Here is an 18,378-nt window from a genome sequence, read left to right as displayed (position 1 = left end):
ATTTTTTAAATACATAAAAGCTTATTAATAAAGATAATATGGTAATTTAATTACAAAAGTTAATTTAAAAGTAACTAAAATAAAAGAATTAAACAAACATTATATAAGCTATTTGCAAATTAACTAAACAAATACTATAATAAAAATGTTTCACCCTTTTTGGGTTAGTCGCCCCCTTATCGCAAGATAATGGCTCGGGTTTCCCCCACCTTTTAGGTGTGGGGTTAATTTATTACTTCATTTATAATTATTTGTTTTATATTTAAAAAATCATTTTTTAGTAATTTAATTTTAGCTTGATACATAACTCTTTTATTGTCAAACACTTTAATTTGAGATAATAAAGCAGTTTGTAAGCTTCCATTACTATCAAAAACATAACGATATTTATTAGCTTTTCCATATACTTTAGAACTTAAAGGAACACCTAAAAAGAGCCTATTACCAGCACTATCAAAAAGCTTATTAATCACTAGCACAGGTCTAGCATAATCTTTACCTTTGCCATAAACTTCATAACCTATATTTAATCCTATTTTAACCCAATAAACTTCCCCAAGTTTTATATTTTTATGTTTATTATTATCATTTGTTTTCTTTTTAACTTCATTCCAGTCATCATAATTCATCATAGCAAAATCCTATTTTTTCTTATTTTATAATAATTTTTCTATATTGTTAATATAGTCGCCATACCATTGCATTAAAATCATTTTTTCTTTTATAGATGATCTACTTCTTTCATAATGCATCGCTATGCCTTTTGTAGAATGATCCATAACTTCTTCAATTACTTTTTCACTAATACCCATACTATTTAAAGTGGTAATATTTAAACTACATATTGTTTTAAAAGTGCTTCTAAATCCATAAGGGACTACTTTTCCATAATATTTATAATTTAAAGTTTCTCTAATAGCTTTACTTATAGTATTTGTTGATATGTGCTTATTTTTGTATTTTGAAGGAAATACATAAATATTATTTTTTGAAATTGATTTTAATTCAGATAAAATTTTAATCATATATGTATTCAATGCTATTGTATGTTCATTTTTATTCTTCATTTCACTTGCTGGAATAGTCCATAATTTATTTTTAAAATCAATATAACTCCATTTCGCAGATACTGTGTTAAATGGTCTATTTGCAGTGAGAATTTGTAAAAATATTGCATATTTAATATTTAAATCAATTTTATTATTTTCTTTTAGGCATTTTATAAAATTTTTTATATCTTCATTATTTATTAGAGCAGGTCTTCTGCCATCACGAGAGTTAATTTTATTAAATTCTTTTAAAGTAATAAAGTGTTCTTTTAAATTATTTGCTGGATTATTTTGTATGTAATTATCTGCTATCGCTAAATCAAAAATTGATTTTAAATATGATATTAGCCTGTGTATTATATCAATTCTACTTTTATTTTTATTTGCTGGATTATATATACTAGTTAGTATATCTAATAATTCACTATGTTTAATATCTGCAATGTTTTTATCTCCTAACTTGGGTAAAAGGTATTTATTAATTCTTTGCATTATTTGTTTTACATATCTTTCATTTCTACATTTGTTTTGAACTATTTTTATATATTGTTTATATAAAATACTAAAATTGTAATTTACCCTATTGATGCTTAAATTGTAGTTTTCATCAATAAGTAGTTTTCTTAATATTTTAATTGCATCAGCTCTTGCTTCTTTTATAGAGTATATATTTTCTCTAAATTCATGAAGTTTTATCATTTTGTTTTTATACCTAATACAAAATGTTTTCATACCACTAGGATAAATTCTTAGATATAGTTCTTTTGGATTACCAACACATTTAATATATGCTTTATTGTTATTTTGTAATTTTTTAATATCTTTATTTGTTAAATTAGTGCTACTAATTCTTCCCATTATTATCCTTTTACAGTTTATAGTTTTAAGTTACTTAAAAAGTTATTTAAAGTATGTTTAAGTCAAAAAATAATATACTGAACTTGTTTTATACTTTCATTACCTTCTTATTTAAAATCTAATAATTTTTATTTTTTTTTACTTTATAAATACCACTAGTCTGTTACTTGTCTGACACTAGTCTGACCACTAGTCTGCTTTATAAAATAGACTAGTCTGACTAGTCTGTATATTTTTTACATATAAAAATTATTAAAATTTAAAAAATAGCAAAAAAAGTAATGAATTTTAAGTATTTTTAACGCTTGTCTGACACTAGTCTGACCACTAGTCTGCTTTATAAAATAGACTAGTCCGTAATCTTATGCACTAGTCTGAATTTTATTAATACTTATCTGGAATTTATATTAATTTATAGATTAAAATAGTTTATTTTAAATTATTTTAGTTTTCAGCCATTTTTTCTCTTAGTAGTTGTCTAAAAAAGCTATTTCTGCTTATATAATTTTCTGCACAATATTGTTCTAAAGCATTAAATTCATCTTCTGTTAATGTAACTGTAAAACCTTTAGTAACTTTTAACTTAGAGTTTTTTTTCTTTCTAGTTTGTTTTTGAGCTTCTTTATATGTATTTACAACATTGTCTTTTAAAATATCATCAATACTTACTTCTAATTTTTTAGTCATTTTTTATCCTTGTCAATATATTTTACTAATTATATTAATTATAGTCAATTAAAATAATTTAAAATAAATTAAAATAATTTATTGTTTTTAATATACTTTAATAGCTCATAATAAGATTTAATGAAATTTTTATAGCTATGCATTGATAGTGTGTTTTCTTTATATAATTCATTAAAGCTTTTTCCATAATTCATAGAATTTAATACTATTTTTGAGTCTTTAAAATAAAAAATTGGTATATTGCAATCTTTAATTTTTTTTAGGTTTTTTATTAAAAAAGCTACTTCTTTGTTGTCTTTAAAGCCAGTAGCGAGTATGATAAAATTTTTATTAAATTCTTTTAGTTCATTATAAGTTTCATAAGTTCTAATTATTGAATTTAAATTTGGATTTGTTGGTATTATTATATAATTTGACTTTTCAACAATATTTAAAATACCTTTTGCTACAAATCCACCAAAATCATATACACAATTATCTATTAGTTTTACTTCTTGAGAGATTTTAGCTTTATTTGGATAGATATGTTCAATACAGCTATTGTCATTTGATTGTAAATACATATTTAAATCTTTTGCTATTGAAAAGGCAAAAGGAGTTTTACCAACACCACCTTTTTTTGATATAACTGAAATTATCATTTTTTATTCCTTTAAATAATATATTTTAGTATATAATATATTAAAATAAATTAAAATAAGCTAAAATAATTTAAAATAGTTTAATTTAAGCTATAATTAATTTATGATTAATATAATTAAACAAATAATTCAAAATAAAGGAAGAAAGTATGAAAAAAATTAATTTAGTGGCTGCAGGTATAGTGTGTTTATTTTCTACTGGTTGTGTTTTGCCAAAATTACCACCTGTTCCTGATGCGTTAAAAGCACCGGAAATAAATAATAATAATAGTAAAAGTGATATTACAAAAAGACCTATGATTTTAATGGAGTATCCTGATGGAAGAATAGAAACTCAAGGTAATATGAATTATGGTAAAAAGTGTGTATTAGAAAAAGATAGTAGAAGTGGTAGAATTACAAAAACAGGTATTGTTATTCGTGATAGATGTGTTCCTGACTATTGTAAAAAGTGGTATGATGATGTAGATCTTCAGCCTAAAAATGAAAAAGAAGATGAAGAATTAAGATTTTGTGAAATCAAAGTTAAATCTGCTAATTTTGGCTATAAACTAATCAAATAATTGCATACCTAGCTTTTAGCTAGGTGTTTTGTTTTTAGATTATACTTCATTTTTTTGTTTATACAATTATTAGTGTTTATTGCCTTACTTATATTATCAATCACTTCACAATACCATCTATTGTATTGGCATTATCGTTTTTGATAAGTTTATAAATGCTTTTATTGTTTTCCTTGATTTTTTCTTTAGCCCATAAAACACCACAATAATTATTTAAAATATTTGCAATTTTACTTTTATCTTTAACTATGCCTTCACCTATTAAATAATTTTTAATTTGTGTATAATTAGCTTCTTTATTGTTTGATAAAAATTCTATTATTTCATCTACTATTTTGGTATCGTTTTTATTCTCACTTGCCCATAATAAATCAACTTCTATCAATCTATGCTTATCTAAATCAAATTGAAAAGCCTTGTTTTTTAAATCACCATTTCTTGCTTTTATAGTTTTAAATATAAAAGTTTGTTTATCTGGGTTATTTTCAAGAATAAAAGCATTTGTTGTATCTTCTAAAAATGCAGATGAACCTGCGTAATTTTCTCCTAAATCTTTTTGTGGTTTATTTGTATGGTGTAAAAATATAACAGTAGCTCCAGCATCTCTTAAAGCTTTTACTAATCTCATAAATTCACTTACATCTTTGTTTTTATCTCTATCGCCTAGAATAAAGTTTTTTATGCTATCTAAGATAAACAATGTATTTGTTAAATCTACATTTTTAAATTTGTTAAGGAATATATTTGCTTCTTCTGCTGAATAATTGCTAGATGAAAACATATTAAATCTACTTCCAAATTCGTTTCTTATTTTATAGATTTTCCTATTTGTCAATGTAGCTATTGAATTATCTAAATCAAAATATACAACTTTATGTTCTATTGATTGTTTTAAAAAACTAGTGCAAATTCCTAAAGCGGTTAAAGATTTACCACCACTAGGTTTTGAAGCTATCATTGTGATTTCGTTTTTAACAATCAAATTATTTATAATGTATTCAATTTTTGACTTGTCACTATCTAATGTTTCATAGTTAAAAATATTCATATTAATTATGCTTTCAAAATTTTCACTGTTTATTTCAGAGTTTTCTAAAGCTTGTATTTTTTGCAATAAAAAATCTATTGTATGTTGAATATATTCTTTTTCTTTATCAAGCTTTATTTTTGATAATAAAGTTTTTAAGTTATCTACTTCTTTTTGAAATTCTGCTATTTCTTTATATTTGTTTTGTATAGCTTTTGCTATTTGATTTTCATTTGTCTTCATACTTCAGCCCTTTATTTTTAAATAGTAGCAATTTCAGGTTAATAAAAAATTAATTTATCATATTATATAATAAGATAAAAATTAAAAAATAAAAGGATTTTTTATGAAAAATAATAAGATTTTATTATTATTACTAACACCAAATCTTGTTTTAGCTGCTGGTGGTTTGTCAAAAGTAAATAACTTATTTGACACAGTTTTAGGTTGGATTTTAGCAGTTGCTTTCACAATATCAACAATTGCATTAGTGTATTCTGGAATTAAAGTTATGTGGGGCGGACATCCGTTTCAAGAATATTCAAGAGTAATTGTTGGTTCTATTGTTATAGCTTCTTCAAGTGCAATTATTGGTGCTATTTACGCTTTTTAAATGAATACAGATTTATTTTTTAAAGCACTAAGCAGACCTGCTATGCTTTTTGGCGTTCCTATGATGCCTTTATTATCTGTTATGATGTTTATATTGTTTTCTGCAATATATATCAATCTATTTTTCTTTTTTTTAGCTATACCTATATTTTTTATAATGCGTTTTATGGCTAAAAAAGATGATATGATTTTTAGGCTTTTATTTTTAAAATTAAAATTTTTTACAAATCCTGCACAAAAAAAATTTTATAAAACCAAAGCATATGTAACTTCAAGTTATACACATAATAAAACTTATAATAATCTAACAAAATTAAGTATTAGTGCATTACATAGTCTTGCAAATATTTCATCGCACATTCCATTTCAAACTCTCATAAATAATCATATTATAACTACTAAAGAATGTGAATATGTAGCAACATTTGTTATTGATGGTGTTGATTTTGAAGTAGAAAATAGTGTGGATTTAGAAGTTAATAAAAATAAATTAAATATGTTAATAAAATCATATTCTTCTGAAAACATATCTTTTTATTTTCATAATTGCAGAATTGAATTAAACGATTATTTAAATAGTCTTTTTAAAAATAATTTTTTAAAAGATTTTAATGATAGGTATTATTCAAATTTTAACCAATTGAAAGAAAACAAGCTAGTATTATCAGTCATATATTCACCATTAAATAAACTTGCCAGTTCAAAATTTAAAAAATTGAGCGTAGAAACAAAAATTCAAGAGATTAGGCAACATGTTAAAAATTTTGAAGAATTGCTTTTGGGGATTGAAGGTAATTTAAAGGATTTTGGAGTTGCAAGACTTGGTAAATACATTGAAAATAATATAGTTTATTCATCTCAACTTGAATTTTATAACTTTTTACTTTCAGGAATATTTTCAAAAGTGCGTGTAAATGATACAGTGTTATGTGATTATTTGCAAGGTAATATGAGCGCAATTTTATTTGGACATAATATTGCACAAATTGATTTAAACAATGGTAAAAAAAGATTTTTAAAAGCAATTGAAATTAAAGAATATCCAAATTATAGCTATATTGGTATGCTAGATCATCTTATGTATTTAAATATAAATTATGTTATTACACAAAGTTTTACTCCTATGAAGAAAGTAGATGCAAAAGAAGCAATCGGTTTGCAAAAAAAGAGATTAATCAGTGCAGAAGATGATGCTATATCGCAAATAATAGATATTGATCAAGCATTAGATGATTTAACTTCTGGTGAAATTTCTTTCGGAAATTATCATTTTTCATTAATTGTATATGCTGATAGTATAAAAGAAGTAGAAGAAAATACAAATATAATAATATCAAAACTTGCAGATGAAGGCTTTTTGACTACTATTGCTAATATTGCTTTACCTGCAACTTATTTTGCTCAAATACCTGCAAATTATCAAATTAGACCACGACTTCATAAAATTTCAAGTAAAAATTATGCTTCATTGATTGCTTTGCATAATTTTGGTAAAGGTAAAAAAGATAAAAATTGTTGGGGTCAAGCAGTATCTATTTTAAGAACCCCTAATGGATCTCCATATTATTTTAATTTTCATGAAACAAGATTTAATCATGATGATTTTGGTGAATTATTATTAGCAAATACTATGATTTTAGGTAAATCAGGTGGTGGTAAAACAGCACTAATGAATTTTTTACTAAATCAACTTGCAAAATATTCTGATCCTTCAACTTTTCCAGTATCAATTCCAGAAGATAAGAAAAAAGCTACTTTCTTTTATCTTGACAAGGATAAAGGGGCGATAGGCAATATTATTGCCCAAAATGGAACTTACATTACTATTGATGGTGGAAATCCAACAGGCTTTAATCCTTTTATGTGTGATAACACACCAGAAAATATAAGAAATTTACAAATTCTTATGAAATTATTAGTTACTAGAAATGATGAGAAAATATCCGTAAAAGAAGAAGAAGATTTAAATTTTGCAGTTATTTCAATAATGAATAATTTTAATAAAGAAGAAAGAAAATATGGAATCACATTAATGCTAGAGCATTTAACTGAAGGAACAAATGAGATTAACTCAATTAGAAGTAGATTGGCACAATGGAGTAAAAATAAGCAGTTTGGTTGGGTGTTTGATAACGAAAATGACAATTTTTCTTTTAAAGATGATTGCAATTTATTTGGTATAGATGGAACTGATTTATTAAGTGATAATGACATTAATGGTCCTGTATCATTTTATATTCTATGGAGAATATTTGAAAAGTGCGATGGTAGAAGATTTGCATTATTTGTTGATGAAGCTTGGGATTGGATTAGAAATCCAGTAGTTGCAAAAGAAATACACAATAAAGAAAAAACAATAAGAAAGTTAAATGGATTTTTGGTGCTTGGAACTCAAAGTGTTGAAGATTTTGCCAAATCACCTATTGCAAGTGCAATAATAGAGCAAAGTGCAACTATATTATTACTGTCAAATCCACAAGCAAAAGAAGATGATTATTGTAAAGTTTTAAATCTTTCTAAAGAAGAGTATGAATTTGCAAAAAATACAATTCCTTCAATGTATCAAGTATTAATCAAAAAAGCAGAAGAAAGAGCTATTGTAAGTCTTGATCTTAGTTCTATCGGTAAAACATATTTAAAAATTATTTCTACAGGCAAAGCTTATGTTGAAAAACTTGAAAAAATAAATAAATTAGAAGTAGATTATAAAACAAAATTTCAAAAGATTTTAGAACTTTATAATGAAAGTATTGGAGATTGTAATGAAAAAAACATTGTTTAAATCATTAGTTGTTTTGTTATGCTTTACAAATAATGCTGTTGCCAGTGGAATACCAACAATTGATGTTGCTGCAATTGCACAAAATATTAAATCATATATAGATGATTTGAAGGAATATGCAGTGGAAGCTAATCGTTGGGCAACTACATTGATGCAGTATAGACAAGTAGTTGAACACTATGCACAAGAATTAAAAAATACTACTGGTATTAGTGATATTGTATCAGCAATAAATAGTGCTGAAGGTTTATATGAAGAAACTATAAAATTCAAAAGCAACTCATTGCAATTGCACTCTATGGTTAAAGAAGATTTAACAAGCGAAGGTTTAAAACAGCGTGGTAAAGAGTTATCTACAAAATTTTTATTAAGCGATTATTGCAGTAGCTATGAATCTAAAAACAAACAAGCAATTTGCTATAGAGAAGTTGCCACAACTTTTCAAAATGAAGAAGAGCTGAAAGAAATAAGTGAAAAGTTTGATGCAACATTATTAGAAATTCAAAATTTAGCAATAAAAGCAGTAAAAGCTACAACAATGAAAGAATCAGCTGATGCTCAAACTGCACTGCAAATAGCTCAATCAAAATTACAAACACAAGAACAACAATTAAAAATATTAAACGAAAAGCATATTAGAGCAATGCAAATTAATGAGCAGTTAAAAGAAGATGAGCGAGTAAATTATAATAACAATCAGTATAGAAATTTAAAACTAGCAAGAAAATTTAAACTTGATGATGTAAGGTTTGAATAATGATTGTTTATAAGCCAGATACAGGTGCTTTTATTTATGTTGGAGAGCTTGTATCAAATATTTTTGAGATTGATTCAAGTTCTAGTCCTTTTTATACTGCTTCTTCTATTATTCAAGGTTTTGTAATTACACTGCAATATACTGCTATTACTTATTTAACTATATGGCTAATATATGAGTTTTTACAATTTTCAATGTCTATAAAACAACAAAGTTTCGCAACTTTATTGTGGGATTTTATGATGAAGATTATAGTGATATTTTTGTTTATGAATTACGGTAATTTCATCGGTTTATTTAAATCAGCAATAAATGATGTAATGAACTATGCCGGTAATTTTGCCTTTAGTGGTAGTAATTGGACTGCTTGGGAAAAAGTTCAAGCTTATATGGATTCTATAGTAAAACTTGTTGCAAAGATGATAGATGATGCATCGTGGTGGTCTGGTGAAAAAATTGTAGCTGGGCTATCTGGGCTTTTTGGTTTAGCTGGTGGTCTTATTGGTTCTTTATCTTTAGCTTCTGCATTAAGTATAGTTCAAATCACTAATTCTATTTTAATAATGATAGCCCCATTAATGTTTGCATTTTTATTGCTTAAATCAACCAAACAAGTATTTTCACAATATATATCATTGTTAATAAGTAATTTTTTAGCACTTTTATTTATAAATATTTTTGCAAGCGTTATTATTCAGTTTGTTATGTCTTTAACAAATGATGAAATTTATGGAAAAAATCCTAATATTATTTTAGTGGTTATTTCTTGTATAGTTTCAGGTGTAATTTTACGCACCGGAACAACATTAGCTCTTCAATTAGCACAACAATTATCATCTGTTAGCCTAGATAGTGCTGTAAAGTCAGCCCAAACTTCAACTAGTGTAGGCTCTTTAGTAACTGCTGGTGCAACTGCTAAATTAGGTTATATGAGTAGATTATTACCTAGTGGAATAGTAAATCAAGGTAAAAAAGAATTTGGAGCAGTTAAAAACGGATACCAAAGGGCTAAAAATGCTTATAGCAAAACCAAACATGGAATTAATTCAATTAGAAACAATACTGCGAAATGGAGAAATAGCAAATGAAGTATTTGCCAACAATACTATTAATATTAATCTTAAATGCTTGTTCTATAAATAATAAAAATTTTGACAAATTATTTGATGGAACTAATTGGGAAGCTGTAAATAAAACGGAGAGTAATAATGAAAAAAACAAATGATGAAAATATTGCTTTAAGCTATGAAGCAAGTCTTAGATATTTGCTAGATGTATCAAATAAAAGAGCTTGGACTATATCATTTATATCAATAATTATTGCAATCATTAGTGTAGTTGCAGTGTGTTTATTAACACCATTAAAAACAGTTGAGCCTTATGTAATAAAAGTTGATAATAAAACGGGTGAAACAAGTGTTATTACAATATTAAATGAAGAAAATTTTACTAGTAGTGAAGCTTTAGATAAGTTTTTTATTGGTGATTATGTTAAAACACGAGAAAGCTATTATTACAATATACTTGAAAAAGATTATTTAAAAACTCAATTATATTCATCTGATGAAGTTAAGAAAGAATATATAAGGTTATTTGAAGGTTCTGATTCTATATTAGAAAAATTAAAAAATTCTTATGAAATAAATGTAAAAATAAAATCAATCGTTTTAGGTGAAAGTGCTGGTATTAAATTAGCTACAGTTAGGTTTAAAACAATAACAAAAGATTTAAGAAGTGGTGTAGAACAAGAGAGTAATAAAATCGCCACTATAACATACGATTATTTAACAAATACAAGATTAGATGAAGCTACAAGACTTGAAAACCCACTTAGCTTTCAAGTGTTAAATTATAGATTAGATTACGAAATAGGACAATGATATGAAAAAAGTTATATTATTAATTACAGTTTTTACGATTTATGGTTTTTGTGTAAATATTCCTAAACCTACAAAAGAAGATAAAAGAATTCAAGTTGCAGAGTTTAATGCTAATGAAGTATATGAAATAAAAGCTAAAAATGGCTATATTTCAATGCTTAAATTTGCTCATGATGAAAGAATTATAAATATAGTTTGCGGTTTTTTGGAAGGCTGGTCTATTAAATCAGATACTAATTTTATATTTATAAAACCACAAGCATATATTGCAAAAGCACAAGAGCAAACTATGGTAGATAGCAATGGTAATTTAGTATCGTTTTCTGACAATCAAGATGTAGTAATTCAACCAAACGCAAAAGATTGGAAAACAAATCTAATAATTACTACAAATAAAAGAATTTATACATTTGATTTACTTCTAACTGCAAAATTAGATTCTTCTTATAGAGTTGATTTTAAATACACTGATGATATTGCAAAAGTAAATCAATTAATTGCTAATAAAACTAAACTTGAAAACGAAGAAAAAGAAATTGAGCAAGAATTAAACAATATCAATGTTCCTAAAAATTATCATTTTGTTCAACATGTTAATAAAAATAGCGAAGATATAAGCGTTGATTATGCGTATGATGATGGTGTTTTTACATATTTAGCTTTTAATACAAATAAAACAATACCATCTGTATTTGAATATGATAAACAAAATAAAGAGAGCATATTAAATACTCATATTACTAAAGATAATGATTATACAGTTTTAGTGATTCATAAAATTCCAAAACAAATTTTGCTTCGTTCAGGTGATAAATTAGTTGGTATTAAAAATTTAGGTGCTGGTAAAAATTTATATCCATTAAAAAATACTAAATCTGATAAAGTTGAAAGGGTAATAAATGAGCAATAACGAACAAAATAGAAGTAAAATTAATGAAATAAATCAAGAACAAGAAAAAATAAATAATAATTTAGAATTAGATGTAGATACTAATTCTAAAATAAAACTACAAGCTACTGCAGTTATTTGTTTATGCGTTGTAATTGCTATATTGGTTTTTTATCAATTTGTAAAAACAGACAAGACAAAAGAAGAACCAATTAAGCAAAATACAGAAACTATTATAAGTGCAAAAAATCGTAGTTTTGAAATAAAGAATAATACACAAATTCAAGATGAGTTGGAAGTAAAAAAAGATTTAGAAGCTTTATTTGGATTAAAAGAACAAAATACTACTTTAGAACCAGCTATTATACTGAATACAAATGAAAACAATAAGCTAGTTAATAAACCTAGGGTTTTAAAATCTAGTGCAAATTTTAGTGTTAATAACTCATCTCAAAACACAAATAAAAGTCAATTAGAATTACTTGATGAAAATATAGCACAAGCACAAAATTTAAATAATTATTACAATGATAAAATAGCAGAAGAAACAAACAGGCTTAACTTATTAATGAGTAACCCAGAATCTTTTAACAATAATTCTAATAATTTAGATTTTAATAACTCATCACAAAACTATTCAAATAATAGCTCGTATCAAATAAATATGGCGAGAATAAATAATATTAATCCACATTTTTTATTATCAAAAGGTAGTTTTATTCATTGTTCTTTAAACACAAGAATTGTTTCTATGTTAGCAGGTAATGTTAGTTGCACTATTAGTAATGATGTATATAGTGCAGATGGCACTGTTTTGTTGATTGATCGTGGTTCAACCATGTTTGGTTCTTTTAAAAGTGGTGAAATTAGTGATGGTGTAAATAGATTGTTTGTTGTTTGGGAAGAAATAAGAACTCCTAATAATTTAATTATTCCTATAAACTCACCTGCAACAGATGGACTTGGTGCAAGTGGTATGAGTGGCTATGTAGATCATCAATATTTAAAACGATTTGGCTCTGCTATATTTTTAAGCATAATTGATGATGCAGTTAATGTAGCTATTAATGGTAAAAGGGGTAAAGATAATGTTGATTATACTGAAAATACAAGAGAAAATGCACGAGAATTAGCAAATACTGCACTGCAAGAATTTATAAAAATAAAGCCTGTTTTATATAAAAATCAAGGCGAAATAGTAAGCGTATATGTAAATAAAGATGTTGATTTTTCTAAAGTTTATAAGCTAAAAATGAAGACTAAAATAGGGCAAGGCTATGAGCGATAATACTTCTTTAAATAAATATGCGGAAATGCTTTTTGGTAAATTTTTGAAAGATGATTCAATAAATGAAGTTTGCTATCAAGGTGGCAATTTAATTTGGTGTGAAGATATTCAAGGAAAATGGACTGCTTATGAAAACGATATTAATGAACAAAAAGCCTTATCTTTTGCTAAAGCTAGTGCTAGTTTTAAAAAAGATGAAATAGATAAAAATAAACCTATATTATCTTGCATTTTACCTACTGGTGAGCGTATTCAGATAGTAATTTCACCTGCTACAAAAGATAAAATTGTATCAATTACTATTAGAAAGCCTAGTAAAGTTAGATATACAATCAATGATTACATAGAAAGGGGTGCAATAACTAAAGAATTTGCAAATAATTTAGGTGAAGCTATCAAAAATGGTAAAAATGTCGTTATTTGTGGTGAAACAGGTAGTGGAAAAACTACCTTCATGAAAACCTTAATTGATTTTATCCCATTAGATGATCGTATTATTACTATTGAAGATGTAGAAGAAATTAAATTTTATGACCATAAAAATTATGTGCAACTATTTTATCCTAGTGAAGCAAAAATAACCGATGCAGTAAATTCTGCTACTTTATTAAAAAGTTGTTTAAGAATGAAGCCTGATAGAATTTTGTTAGCTGAAGTTAGGGGTGGGGAAACTTATGATTTTTTAAATGTAATCTCAAGTGGGCATAACGGCTCTATGACAAGTTGCCACGCTGGAAGTGTTGGTGGTTGTATTGACAGGCTTGTAATGATGTCTATGCAAAATGATATGGCAAGGGCATTAGGAAAAGATATGTTAATAGATGTTGTAAAAAAAGCCATAGATATAATCATAGTTTTTAAAAATATAAATGGTAAAAGACAAATACTTGAGTATTTGTATGATGGTAAAATACATAAGGTTTATAATGAAAAAGCTAACTAAATCACAAATTATAGCTTTAGTATTTTTATTTATTTTGATTGATTATGCACTAACTATAATTTTTTGTTTGTATTTTAATGGGCTTTTAAAAAAAATATATTTGATTAAAATTGGATTTGTATTTAGTGCTATTATTAATAACTATCCTTATATTTACAAATCTTTAGGTTTTGCAACTTTGATAAGTTCTTTGATATGTTTAATTATTCCTTTAATACCACGACAGCAATCTTTACATGGTGATGCAAGATTTGCCACTAAAAGAGAAATTAAAAAAATGGGGTTATTTGGCAAAAAAGGTATTATCGTTGGTAAATATCAAGGCAAATTGTTAAAATTTGGTGGTCAGCAATTTGTTGCCCTTGGTGCTCCAACTCGTAGTGGTAAAGGTGTTGGTATTGTTATTCCTAATTTACTTGAATGGAAAGAAAGTGCAGTAGTTCAAGACATTAAACAAGAATGCTTTGATTATACTTCAAAATATAGAAAAGAAAAATTGGGCAATGAAGTATATTTATTTAATCCATTTGATAGAAGAACACATAGATATAACCCACTAGCATACATAAATATGAATGGCACAAATGTTGATGCAGAATTAACTGATTTTGCAAATATTTTATATCCAGTAGTAGGAGATCCAACAACACAATTTTTTAATCAATTAGCACAAAATTTATTTATAGGACTGTGTTATTTAACTCACGACTTATTAAGTTCTGAAATGGGACTAGCATTTATTAGAAATTATAAACTAGATGTTTCTTTTACGCTTTATGGGATATTATCTATCAGCGAAGGTTTTAATTTTACTGTTGAAAGTAGTGAAGATGAAGAAGAAAGTATAAAACAAGAAATTAAAGGTTTTGAAAATACTTATAATTGGTTGTGTGAGCTAGGAATTGCAAGCCCTAAAGCACAAGAGCGTATAAAATCTTATTTGGCAATAGCTTCTGATAATACTAGAAGTGGAGTGATGAGTTCTTTTAATGCTCCATTAATGATCTTTAGAGCAGATAATATGCGACTTGCAACTAGTGCTAACGATTTTGATTTTAGAGATTTAAGAAAGAAAAAAATGACAATATATGTTGGCATTACTCCTGATCAATTAGATAATGCAAAACTCATTTTAAATATATTTTGGCAACAGTTAATACTATTAAATACAAAAGAGTTACCACAACAAAATCCAGAGCTACAACATACAGTATTGTGTTTGATGGATGAATTTACTTCAAGTGGTTATTTATCAAAATACTTAACAGGAGTTGCATTTATGGCAGGTTTTGGATTTAGAAGTTTAATGATATACCAGTCAGATTCACAACTTGAAATGCCAATTCCTAATGGGTATGGCAAAGAAGGTGCAAAAACTTTATTAACAAATCATGCATGTCAAATATATTATGCACCTAGAGAGCAAGAAGATGCTGAAAGAATTTCAAAAATTTTAGGAAATATGACAGTAATCAACAAATCAACAAATTATCAAAACGCATTAAGTTTAAATGTAGGTGGTAGTGAAAGCAAAACAGTAAGGGCACTAATGCTTCCACAAGAACTTCGTGAAATGCCATTTGAAAAAGAACTTGTAACAATAGATGCAGGAAAACCTATTTTATGTGATAAGGCATTTTATTATAGTGATAATTATTTTATGGACAAATTTAAATCTATTTCAAAATCTCTAGCAAAAATAAAAGATTTGCCAACTAAAAAAGAGTTGGAAACTGTAATCCAAAATGGAGAAACAAGAATAAATATACCTTATCAAAATTTTGAAATTATGAAACAAGAAAATGAAAAACTTTTAGAAGAAAATTTATTAAAACTAACAAAGGAAGCAGCATGAAATTAAAATTATTTTTATTTATTTTAGTAGGATTATTTATTACAAACTGTGCAAAAAGTTCAGTAAAAATTGATAGTCCAAAATATGATCTTGTAAAACAACAAGTAGTAGAAAATACGACTTTTAATGTTATCAAAGATCCTAGTCTAAACTACTCGTGGGTTACTAATTACTTATTTTATTTTAAAGAAAATATTTTAGTTGAAAATAATAAGAAGGTAAGCTTTTTTTACTATGCACATAATAGTGATCAAATATATATATTTGCAAGAAAAGAACTTGCTGAAAAATATGCTTTTTATTTAAAACATAATGGAATAACAGCAAATATAGTTATATATGACTTTATAGCAAATGAACCTAATTTGGTAAATATTATTTTTGAACATAAATAAGGAGATTGATATGCAAAGTTCTATTAAATTTATAGTTATATTGTTTTTTAGTATTAGTAGCCTATATGCCGATCAATTTACTGGCGATAAAAGAACTGCTTGTGAAGTTATATTATGTATGTCAAGTGGTAAAAAACCTTCAGAATGCAATGCACCTATAAGAAAATTTTTTTCAATTAGAGCTAAGAAGCCTTGGAAGACTTTTGAATTAAGAAGAGATTTTTTAAAACTATGTCCAACGAGCAATGGGAATGAAGTTGATGATGATTTAATTATGGCTGATTTAAAAGAATCAATTTTGAATGTTCCACATGAATGCACAGCAGAAATATTAAATAAGCAATATGAATATACTATAGGACAAGGGTATTATCCAGAAAAAAATTGCAAAGTTAGTAATAAAGATAAATTAATTAGAATTACACATAAGCTACCACCACAATGTATAAAGCTAATTAACAATGCATATACAGATTTAAAAATGCCTAAAAATATATGTGATGGCAAATATTATACTATTAATGATTTTAATCGTGGACACTATGAAACCATTATTAATAGGAGTGATGATTTTCAGAATATTTATAAGTTAAATAAATTTTCACAACCTTCTAATTTATGGTTAAATTTATACAGACAAGACCAATATCAAGTTAGCAAATATCGTTGTAGTTATATAGTAGAAAGTGTTGAAAATTTTGATAAAACATATTACTACGATGTATATACGCAAAAGCATAAAATCAATAAAGAATGTTGGGTGTATTAAAATGAGCAATCAAGATAATATAATTGATTTAGTTGCAGAAGGTCTAATAGAATATCATGATGGTGATGAAAAAGATATATTAAATTATTCAAAACTCATAGATAGTCAAAATAAGCTTAAGAGTAAAATTTTAAGCTTAATAGATACAGCTAGAAGTTACAATAATTTAAGTGAAGTTGAAAAGAGTTTGTTTTATGAACTAGAAAGTAATTTTAATACTTTTTTTAATACTTGGGTAAATTTTTGTATTTTATTTAAAAAAGCACCTACGCAAGATGAGTTGATAGCTCAAAATAATATTTTAACAACCAAAAAAATAATAAATGATTTTAATCAAATTCATTCTCATTTTAAAGATTTGCAAATAGAAGAAAAATCTAAAATATTTAATACCAATTTTTCTAATTTTATAAATAATCAAGAAGCTAAACTAGAAACAACGGCACAAGAATTTGATGAGTTTTTAAAGAATTTTATAACAAGACAAGAAAACTATTTAAACAAATTTGAAAATCAAGTTAAAGAATTAAATCAAAATTATGCCAAAAGCATAAATTCAATGATGAAGAAAGCAAAAATGACTTTTAATATTTTGCTTGGTTTAAATTTTATTTTAGCTTTTATTTTAGGTGGAGTAATTTTTAAATTGCTTGCTTAAAAATACGCAAAATTATACATAAAATTATATGTATATATAATTTTATTTATTATTTTACAAAGGAGAAAATATGAATGTTTTTGTAACAAGTGGTAAAGTAGGAGATGATAAAACCATCATCGGTTTTGGTTCATTGCAAGAATATGAAGGGCAAAAGCCTAATGCAAGAGATGTTTTTAATAAGATTAATTCTATTGATGCTTTTTTAAAGTCAGTTGATGCTGATAAAATTCCATTGAATTTAAAAGTAGGAAATAAAGAAACTGGCGAAACCTATATGAAAGCTGATGCATATTATCAAAAAGGTATTAGTAAAGATGGTAAAGCATATGCGTTTAATAAAATAGCAATAGAAATTCAACCTGAAAAACGCAATGAAGCAGGAGAATTAATGCAAAATGCTGAAAAATTATACGCAACTAAAACTAAAGAAGGATATGCATTTGATAAGACAAATGATGATGCAATAATTGACAAATTTAATTCACTAATTAAAGATGGTGTTGATTTTACATTAAGTGCTACAAAAAACACAACTCTTGAAAAATATCCAAATTTAATGCAAGTTGTAAATAAAATTGATAAATCAGCAAATATAGAGATTGATTTTGTTCAATCGCAAGGTGCAGTAATTAAATCTATTCAAAGTCCAGCAGGTAATAAACTAGAAAGTGGAACAGAGCAAATTATGAATTATGCTAAAGATAAAAGTATGGATAGATAAA

General features: G+C 25.7%; 20 protein-coding genes. 15 read left to right on the top strand and 5 right to left on the bottom strand.

Annotated features, from left to right (window positions below; genetic code table 11):
* Positions 1-224: 224 nt before the first annotated feature.
* The 4 genes from AVBRAN12654_RS07110 to AVBRAN12654_RS07095 form a co-directional block, all read right to left on the bottom strand.
* Positions 225-632: a type II toxin-antitoxin system PemK/MazF family toxin gene (locus AVBRAN12654_RS07110; RefSeq protein WP_239803217.1), complete on the bottom strand. Its 408-nt coding sequence runs from the start codon at positions 630-632 to the stop codon at positions 225-227.
* A gap of 24 nt (positions 633-656) precedes the next feature.
* Complete coding sequence (locus AVBRAN12654_RS07105) at positions 657-1,907, bottom strand: tyrosine-type recombinase/integrase (protein ID WP_336608303.1); 1,251 nt, start codon at positions 1,905-1,907, stop codon at positions 657-659.
* A gap of 444 nt (positions 1,908-2,351) precedes the next feature.
* Positions 2,352-2,594 (bottom strand): hypothetical protein, encoded by a 243-nt coding sequence (locus AVBRAN12654_RS07100; RefSeq protein WP_239803215.1) that lies wholly within the window; start codon positions 2,592-2,594, stop codon positions 2,352-2,354.
* Positions 2,595-2,662: 68 nt separating this feature from the next.
* The gene (locus AVBRAN12654_RS07095; protein WP_239803214.1) at positions 2,663-3,235 is read right to left on the bottom strand and encodes a hypothetical protein; all 573 of its coding nucleotides are present in this window, start codon (positions 3,233-3,235) and stop codon (positions 2,663-2,665) included.
* Positions 3,236-3,384: 149 nt separating this feature from the next.
* Here AVBRAN12654_RS07095 and AVBRAN12654_RS07090 point away from each other — a divergent pair, with 149 nt between their 5' ends.
* Complete coding sequence (locus AVBRAN12654_RS07090) at positions 3,385-3,798, top strand: hypothetical protein (protein ID WP_336608169.1); 414 nt, start codon at positions 3,385-3,387, stop codon at positions 3,796-3,798.
* A 100-nt stretch (positions 3,799-3,898) separates the two neighbouring features.
* On the opposite strand, the gene AVBRAN12654_RS07085 is transcribed toward AVBRAN12654_RS07090, so the two are convergent.
* The gene (locus AVBRAN12654_RS07085) at positions 3,899-5,068 is read right to left on the bottom strand and encodes an AAA family ATPase (protein WP_336608168.1); all 1,170 of its coding nucleotides are present in this window, start codon (positions 5,066-5,068) and stop codon (positions 3,899-3,901) included.
* Positions 5,069-5,171: 103 nt separating this feature from the next.
* On the opposite strand from AVBRAN12654_RS07085, the gene AVBRAN12654_RS07080 reads away from it, so the two are divergent.
* The 14 genes from AVBRAN12654_RS07080 (at position 5,172) to AVBRAN12654_RS07015 (ending at position 18,377) form a co-directional block, all read left to right on the top strand.
* The gene (locus AVBRAN12654_RS07080; protein WP_239803211.1) at positions 5,172-5,438 is read left to right on the top strand and encodes a TrbC/VirB2 family protein; all 267 of its coding nucleotides are present in this window, start codon (positions 5,172-5,174) and stop codon (positions 5,436-5,438) included.
* Entirely contained in the window at positions 5,439-8,219 is a 2,781-nt protein-coding gene (locus AVBRAN12654_RS07075; protein WP_336608167.1) for a TraG/VirB4 family ATPase, read from the top strand.
* Positions 8,200-8,976: a type IV secretion system protein gene (locus AVBRAN12654_RS07070; RefSeq protein WP_336608166.1), complete on the top strand. Its 777-nt coding sequence runs from the start codon at positions 8,200-8,202 to the stop codon at positions 8,974-8,976. The genes AVBRAN12654_RS07075 and AVBRAN12654_RS07070 overlap by 20 nt, the downstream gene beginning before the upstream one ends.
* Positions 8,976-10,064, top strand: coding sequence for a type IV secretion system protein (locus AVBRAN12654_RS07065; RefSeq protein WP_239803208.1), 1,089 nt, complete (start codon positions 8,976-8,978; stop codon positions 10,062-10,064). Before AVBRAN12654_RS07070 ends, AVBRAN12654_RS07065 begins: the two co-directional genes overlap by 1 nt.
* Complete coding sequence (locus tag AVBRAN12654_RS07060) at positions 10,061-10,201, top strand: hypothetical protein (RefSeq protein ID WP_239803207.1); 141 nt, start codon at positions 10,061-10,063, stop codon at positions 10,199-10,201. The genes AVBRAN12654_RS07065 and AVBRAN12654_RS07060 overlap by 4 nt, the downstream gene beginning before the upstream one ends.
* Complete coding sequence (locus tag AVBRAN12654_RS07055) at positions 10,185-10,856, top strand: virB8 family protein (protein WP_239803206.1); 672 nt, start codon at positions 10,185-10,187, stop codon at positions 10,854-10,856. The genes AVBRAN12654_RS07060 and AVBRAN12654_RS07055 overlap by 17 nt, the downstream gene beginning before the upstream one ends.
* A 1-nt stretch (position 10,857) precedes the next feature.
* Positions 10,858-11,766 (top strand): TrbG/VirB9 family P-type conjugative transfer protein, encoded by a 909-nt coding sequence (locus tag AVBRAN12654_RS07050; protein WP_239803205.1) that lies wholly within the window; start codon positions 10,858-10,860, stop codon positions 11,764-11,766.
* A complete protein-coding gene (gene virB10 / locus AVBRAN12654_RS07045; protein ID WP_239803204.1) occupies positions 11,756-13,033 on the top strand; it encodes a type IV secretion system protein VirB10 in 1,278 nt (425 codons plus the stop codon). Before AVBRAN12654_RS07050 ends, virB10 begins: the two co-directional genes overlap by 11 nt.
* Positions 13,023-13,976, top strand: coding sequence for an ATPase, T2SS/T4P/T4SS family (locus AVBRAN12654_RS07040; protein WP_239803203.1), 954 nt, complete (start codon positions 13,023-13,025; stop codon positions 13,974-13,976). The genes virB10 and AVBRAN12654_RS07040 overlap by 11 nt, the downstream gene beginning before the upstream one ends.
* Positions 13,960-15,831, top strand: coding sequence for a type IV secretory system conjugative DNA transfer family protein (locus AVBRAN12654_RS07035; protein ID WP_239803202.1), 1,872 nt, complete (start codon positions 13,960-13,962; stop codon positions 15,829-15,831). Before AVBRAN12654_RS07040 ends, AVBRAN12654_RS07035 begins: the two co-directional genes overlap by 17 nt.
* Complete coding sequence (locus tag AVBRAN12654_RS07030) at positions 15,828-16,226, top strand: cag pathogenicity island Cag12 family protein (protein WP_239803201.1); 399 nt, start codon at positions 15,828-15,830, stop codon at positions 16,224-16,226. Before AVBRAN12654_RS07035 ends, AVBRAN12654_RS07030 begins: the two co-directional genes overlap by 4 nt.
* Before the next feature lie 10 nt (positions 16,227-16,236).
* Positions 16,237-16,995: a TrbM/KikA/MpfK family conjugal transfer protein gene (locus AVBRAN12654_RS07025; protein ID WP_239803200.1), complete on the top strand. Its 759-nt coding sequence runs from the start codon at positions 16,237-16,239 to the stop codon at positions 16,993-16,995.
* Position 16,996: 1 nt separating this feature from the next.
* Positions 16,997-17,653, top strand: coding sequence for a hypothetical protein (locus AVBRAN12654_RS07020; RefSeq protein WP_239803199.1), 657 nt, complete (start codon positions 16,997-16,999; stop codon positions 17,651-17,653).
* A 70-nt stretch (positions 17,654-17,723) separates the two neighbouring features.
* The gene (locus AVBRAN12654_RS07015) at positions 17,724-18,377 is read left to right on the top strand and encodes a hypothetical protein (protein WP_239803198.1); all 654 of its coding nucleotides are present in this window, start codon (positions 17,724-17,726) and stop codon (positions 18,375-18,377) included.
* Position 18,378 lies beyond the last annotated feature (1 nt).

Origin of the sequence: Campylobacter sp. RM12654, from assembly GCF_020137585.1 — a bacterium.
Classification (GTDB): Bacteria; Campylobacterota; Campylobacteria; order Campylobacterales; family Campylobacteraceae; genus Campylobacter_E.
The sequence above is the reverse complement of the archived record's forward strand: the minus strand, read 5'-3'. Positions and strand labels throughout refer to the sequence as shown.

Bases quoted from the DNA above. Each gene is read 5' to 3' on its own strand.
- AVBRAN12654_RS07015 (WP_239803198.1), top strand. From the start codon at position 17,724: ATGAATGTTTTTGTAACAAGTGGTAAAGTAGGAGATGATAAAACCATC.
- AVBRAN12654_RS07085 (WP_336608168.1), bottom strand. From the start codon at position 5,068: ATGAAGACAAATGAAAATCAAATAGCAAAAGCTATACAAAACAAATAT.
- AVBRAN12654_RS07110 (WP_239803217.1), bottom strand. From the start codon at position 632: ATGATGAATTATGATGACTGGAATGAAGTTAAAAAGAAAACAAATGAT.
- AVBRAN12654_RS07060 (WP_239803207.1), top strand. From the start codon at position 10,061: ATGAAGTATTTGCCAACAATACTATTAATATTAATCTTAAATGCTTGT.
- AVBRAN12654_RS07075 (WP_336608167.1), top strand. From the start codon at position 5,439: ATGAATACAGATTTATTTTTTAAAGCACTAAGCAGACCTGCTATGCTT.
- AVBRAN12654_RS07100 (WP_239803215.1), bottom strand. From the start codon at position 2,594: ATGACTAAAAAATTAGAAGTAAGTATTGATGATATTTTAAAAGACAAT.
- AVBRAN12654_RS07020 (WP_239803199.1), top strand. From the start codon at position 16,997: ATGAGCAATCAAGATAATATAATTGATTTAGTTGCAGAAGGTCTAATA.
- AVBRAN12654_RS07025 (WP_239803200.1), top strand. From the start codon at position 16,237: ATGCAAAGTTCTATTAAATTTATAGTTATATTGTTTTTTAGTATTAGT.
- AVBRAN12654_RS07040 (WP_239803203.1), top strand. From the start codon at position 13,023: ATGAGCGATAATACTTCTTTAAATAAATATGCGGAAATGCTTTTTGGT.
- AVBRAN12654_RS07070 (WP_336608166.1), top strand. From the start codon at position 8,200: ATGAAAAAAACATTGTTTAAATCATTAGTTGTTTTGTTATGCTTTACA.
- AVBRAN12654_RS07105 (WP_336608303.1), bottom strand. From the start codon at position 1,907: ATGGGAAGAATTAGTAGCACTAATTTAACAAATAAAGATATTAAAAAA.
- AVBRAN12654_RS07030 (WP_239803201.1), top strand. From the start codon at position 15,828: ATGAAATTAAAATTATTTTTATTTATTTTAGTAGGATTATTTATTACA.
- AVBRAN12654_RS07035 (WP_239803202.1), top strand. From the start codon at position 13,960: ATGAAAAAGCTAACTAAATCACAAATTATAGCTTTAGTATTTTTATTT.
- AVBRAN12654_RS07050 (WP_239803205.1), top strand. From the start codon at position 10,858: ATGAAAAAAGTTATATTATTAATTACAGTTTTTACGATTTATGGTTTT.
- AVBRAN12654_RS07095 (WP_239803214.1), bottom strand. From the start codon at position 3,235: ATGATAATTTCAGTTATATCAAAAAAAGGTGGTGTTGGTAAAACTCCT.
- AVBRAN12654_RS07080 (WP_239803211.1), top strand. From the start codon at position 5,172: ATGAAAAATAATAAGATTTTATTATTATTACTAACACCAAATCTTGTT.
- AVBRAN12654_RS07090 (WP_336608169.1), top strand. From the start codon at position 3,385: ATGAAAAAAATTAATTTAGTGGCTGCAGGTATAGTGTGTTTATTTTCT.
- virB10 (WP_239803204.1), top strand. From the start codon at position 11,756: ATGAGCAATAACGAACAAAATAGAAGTAAAATTAATGAAATAAATCAA.
- AVBRAN12654_RS07065 (WP_239803208.1), top strand. From the start codon at position 8,976: ATGATTGTTTATAAGCCAGATACAGGTGCTTTTATTTATGTTGGAGAG.
- AVBRAN12654_RS07055 (WP_239803206.1), top strand. From the start codon at position 10,185: ATGAAAAAAACAAATGATGAAAATATTGCTTTAAGCTATGAAGCAAGT.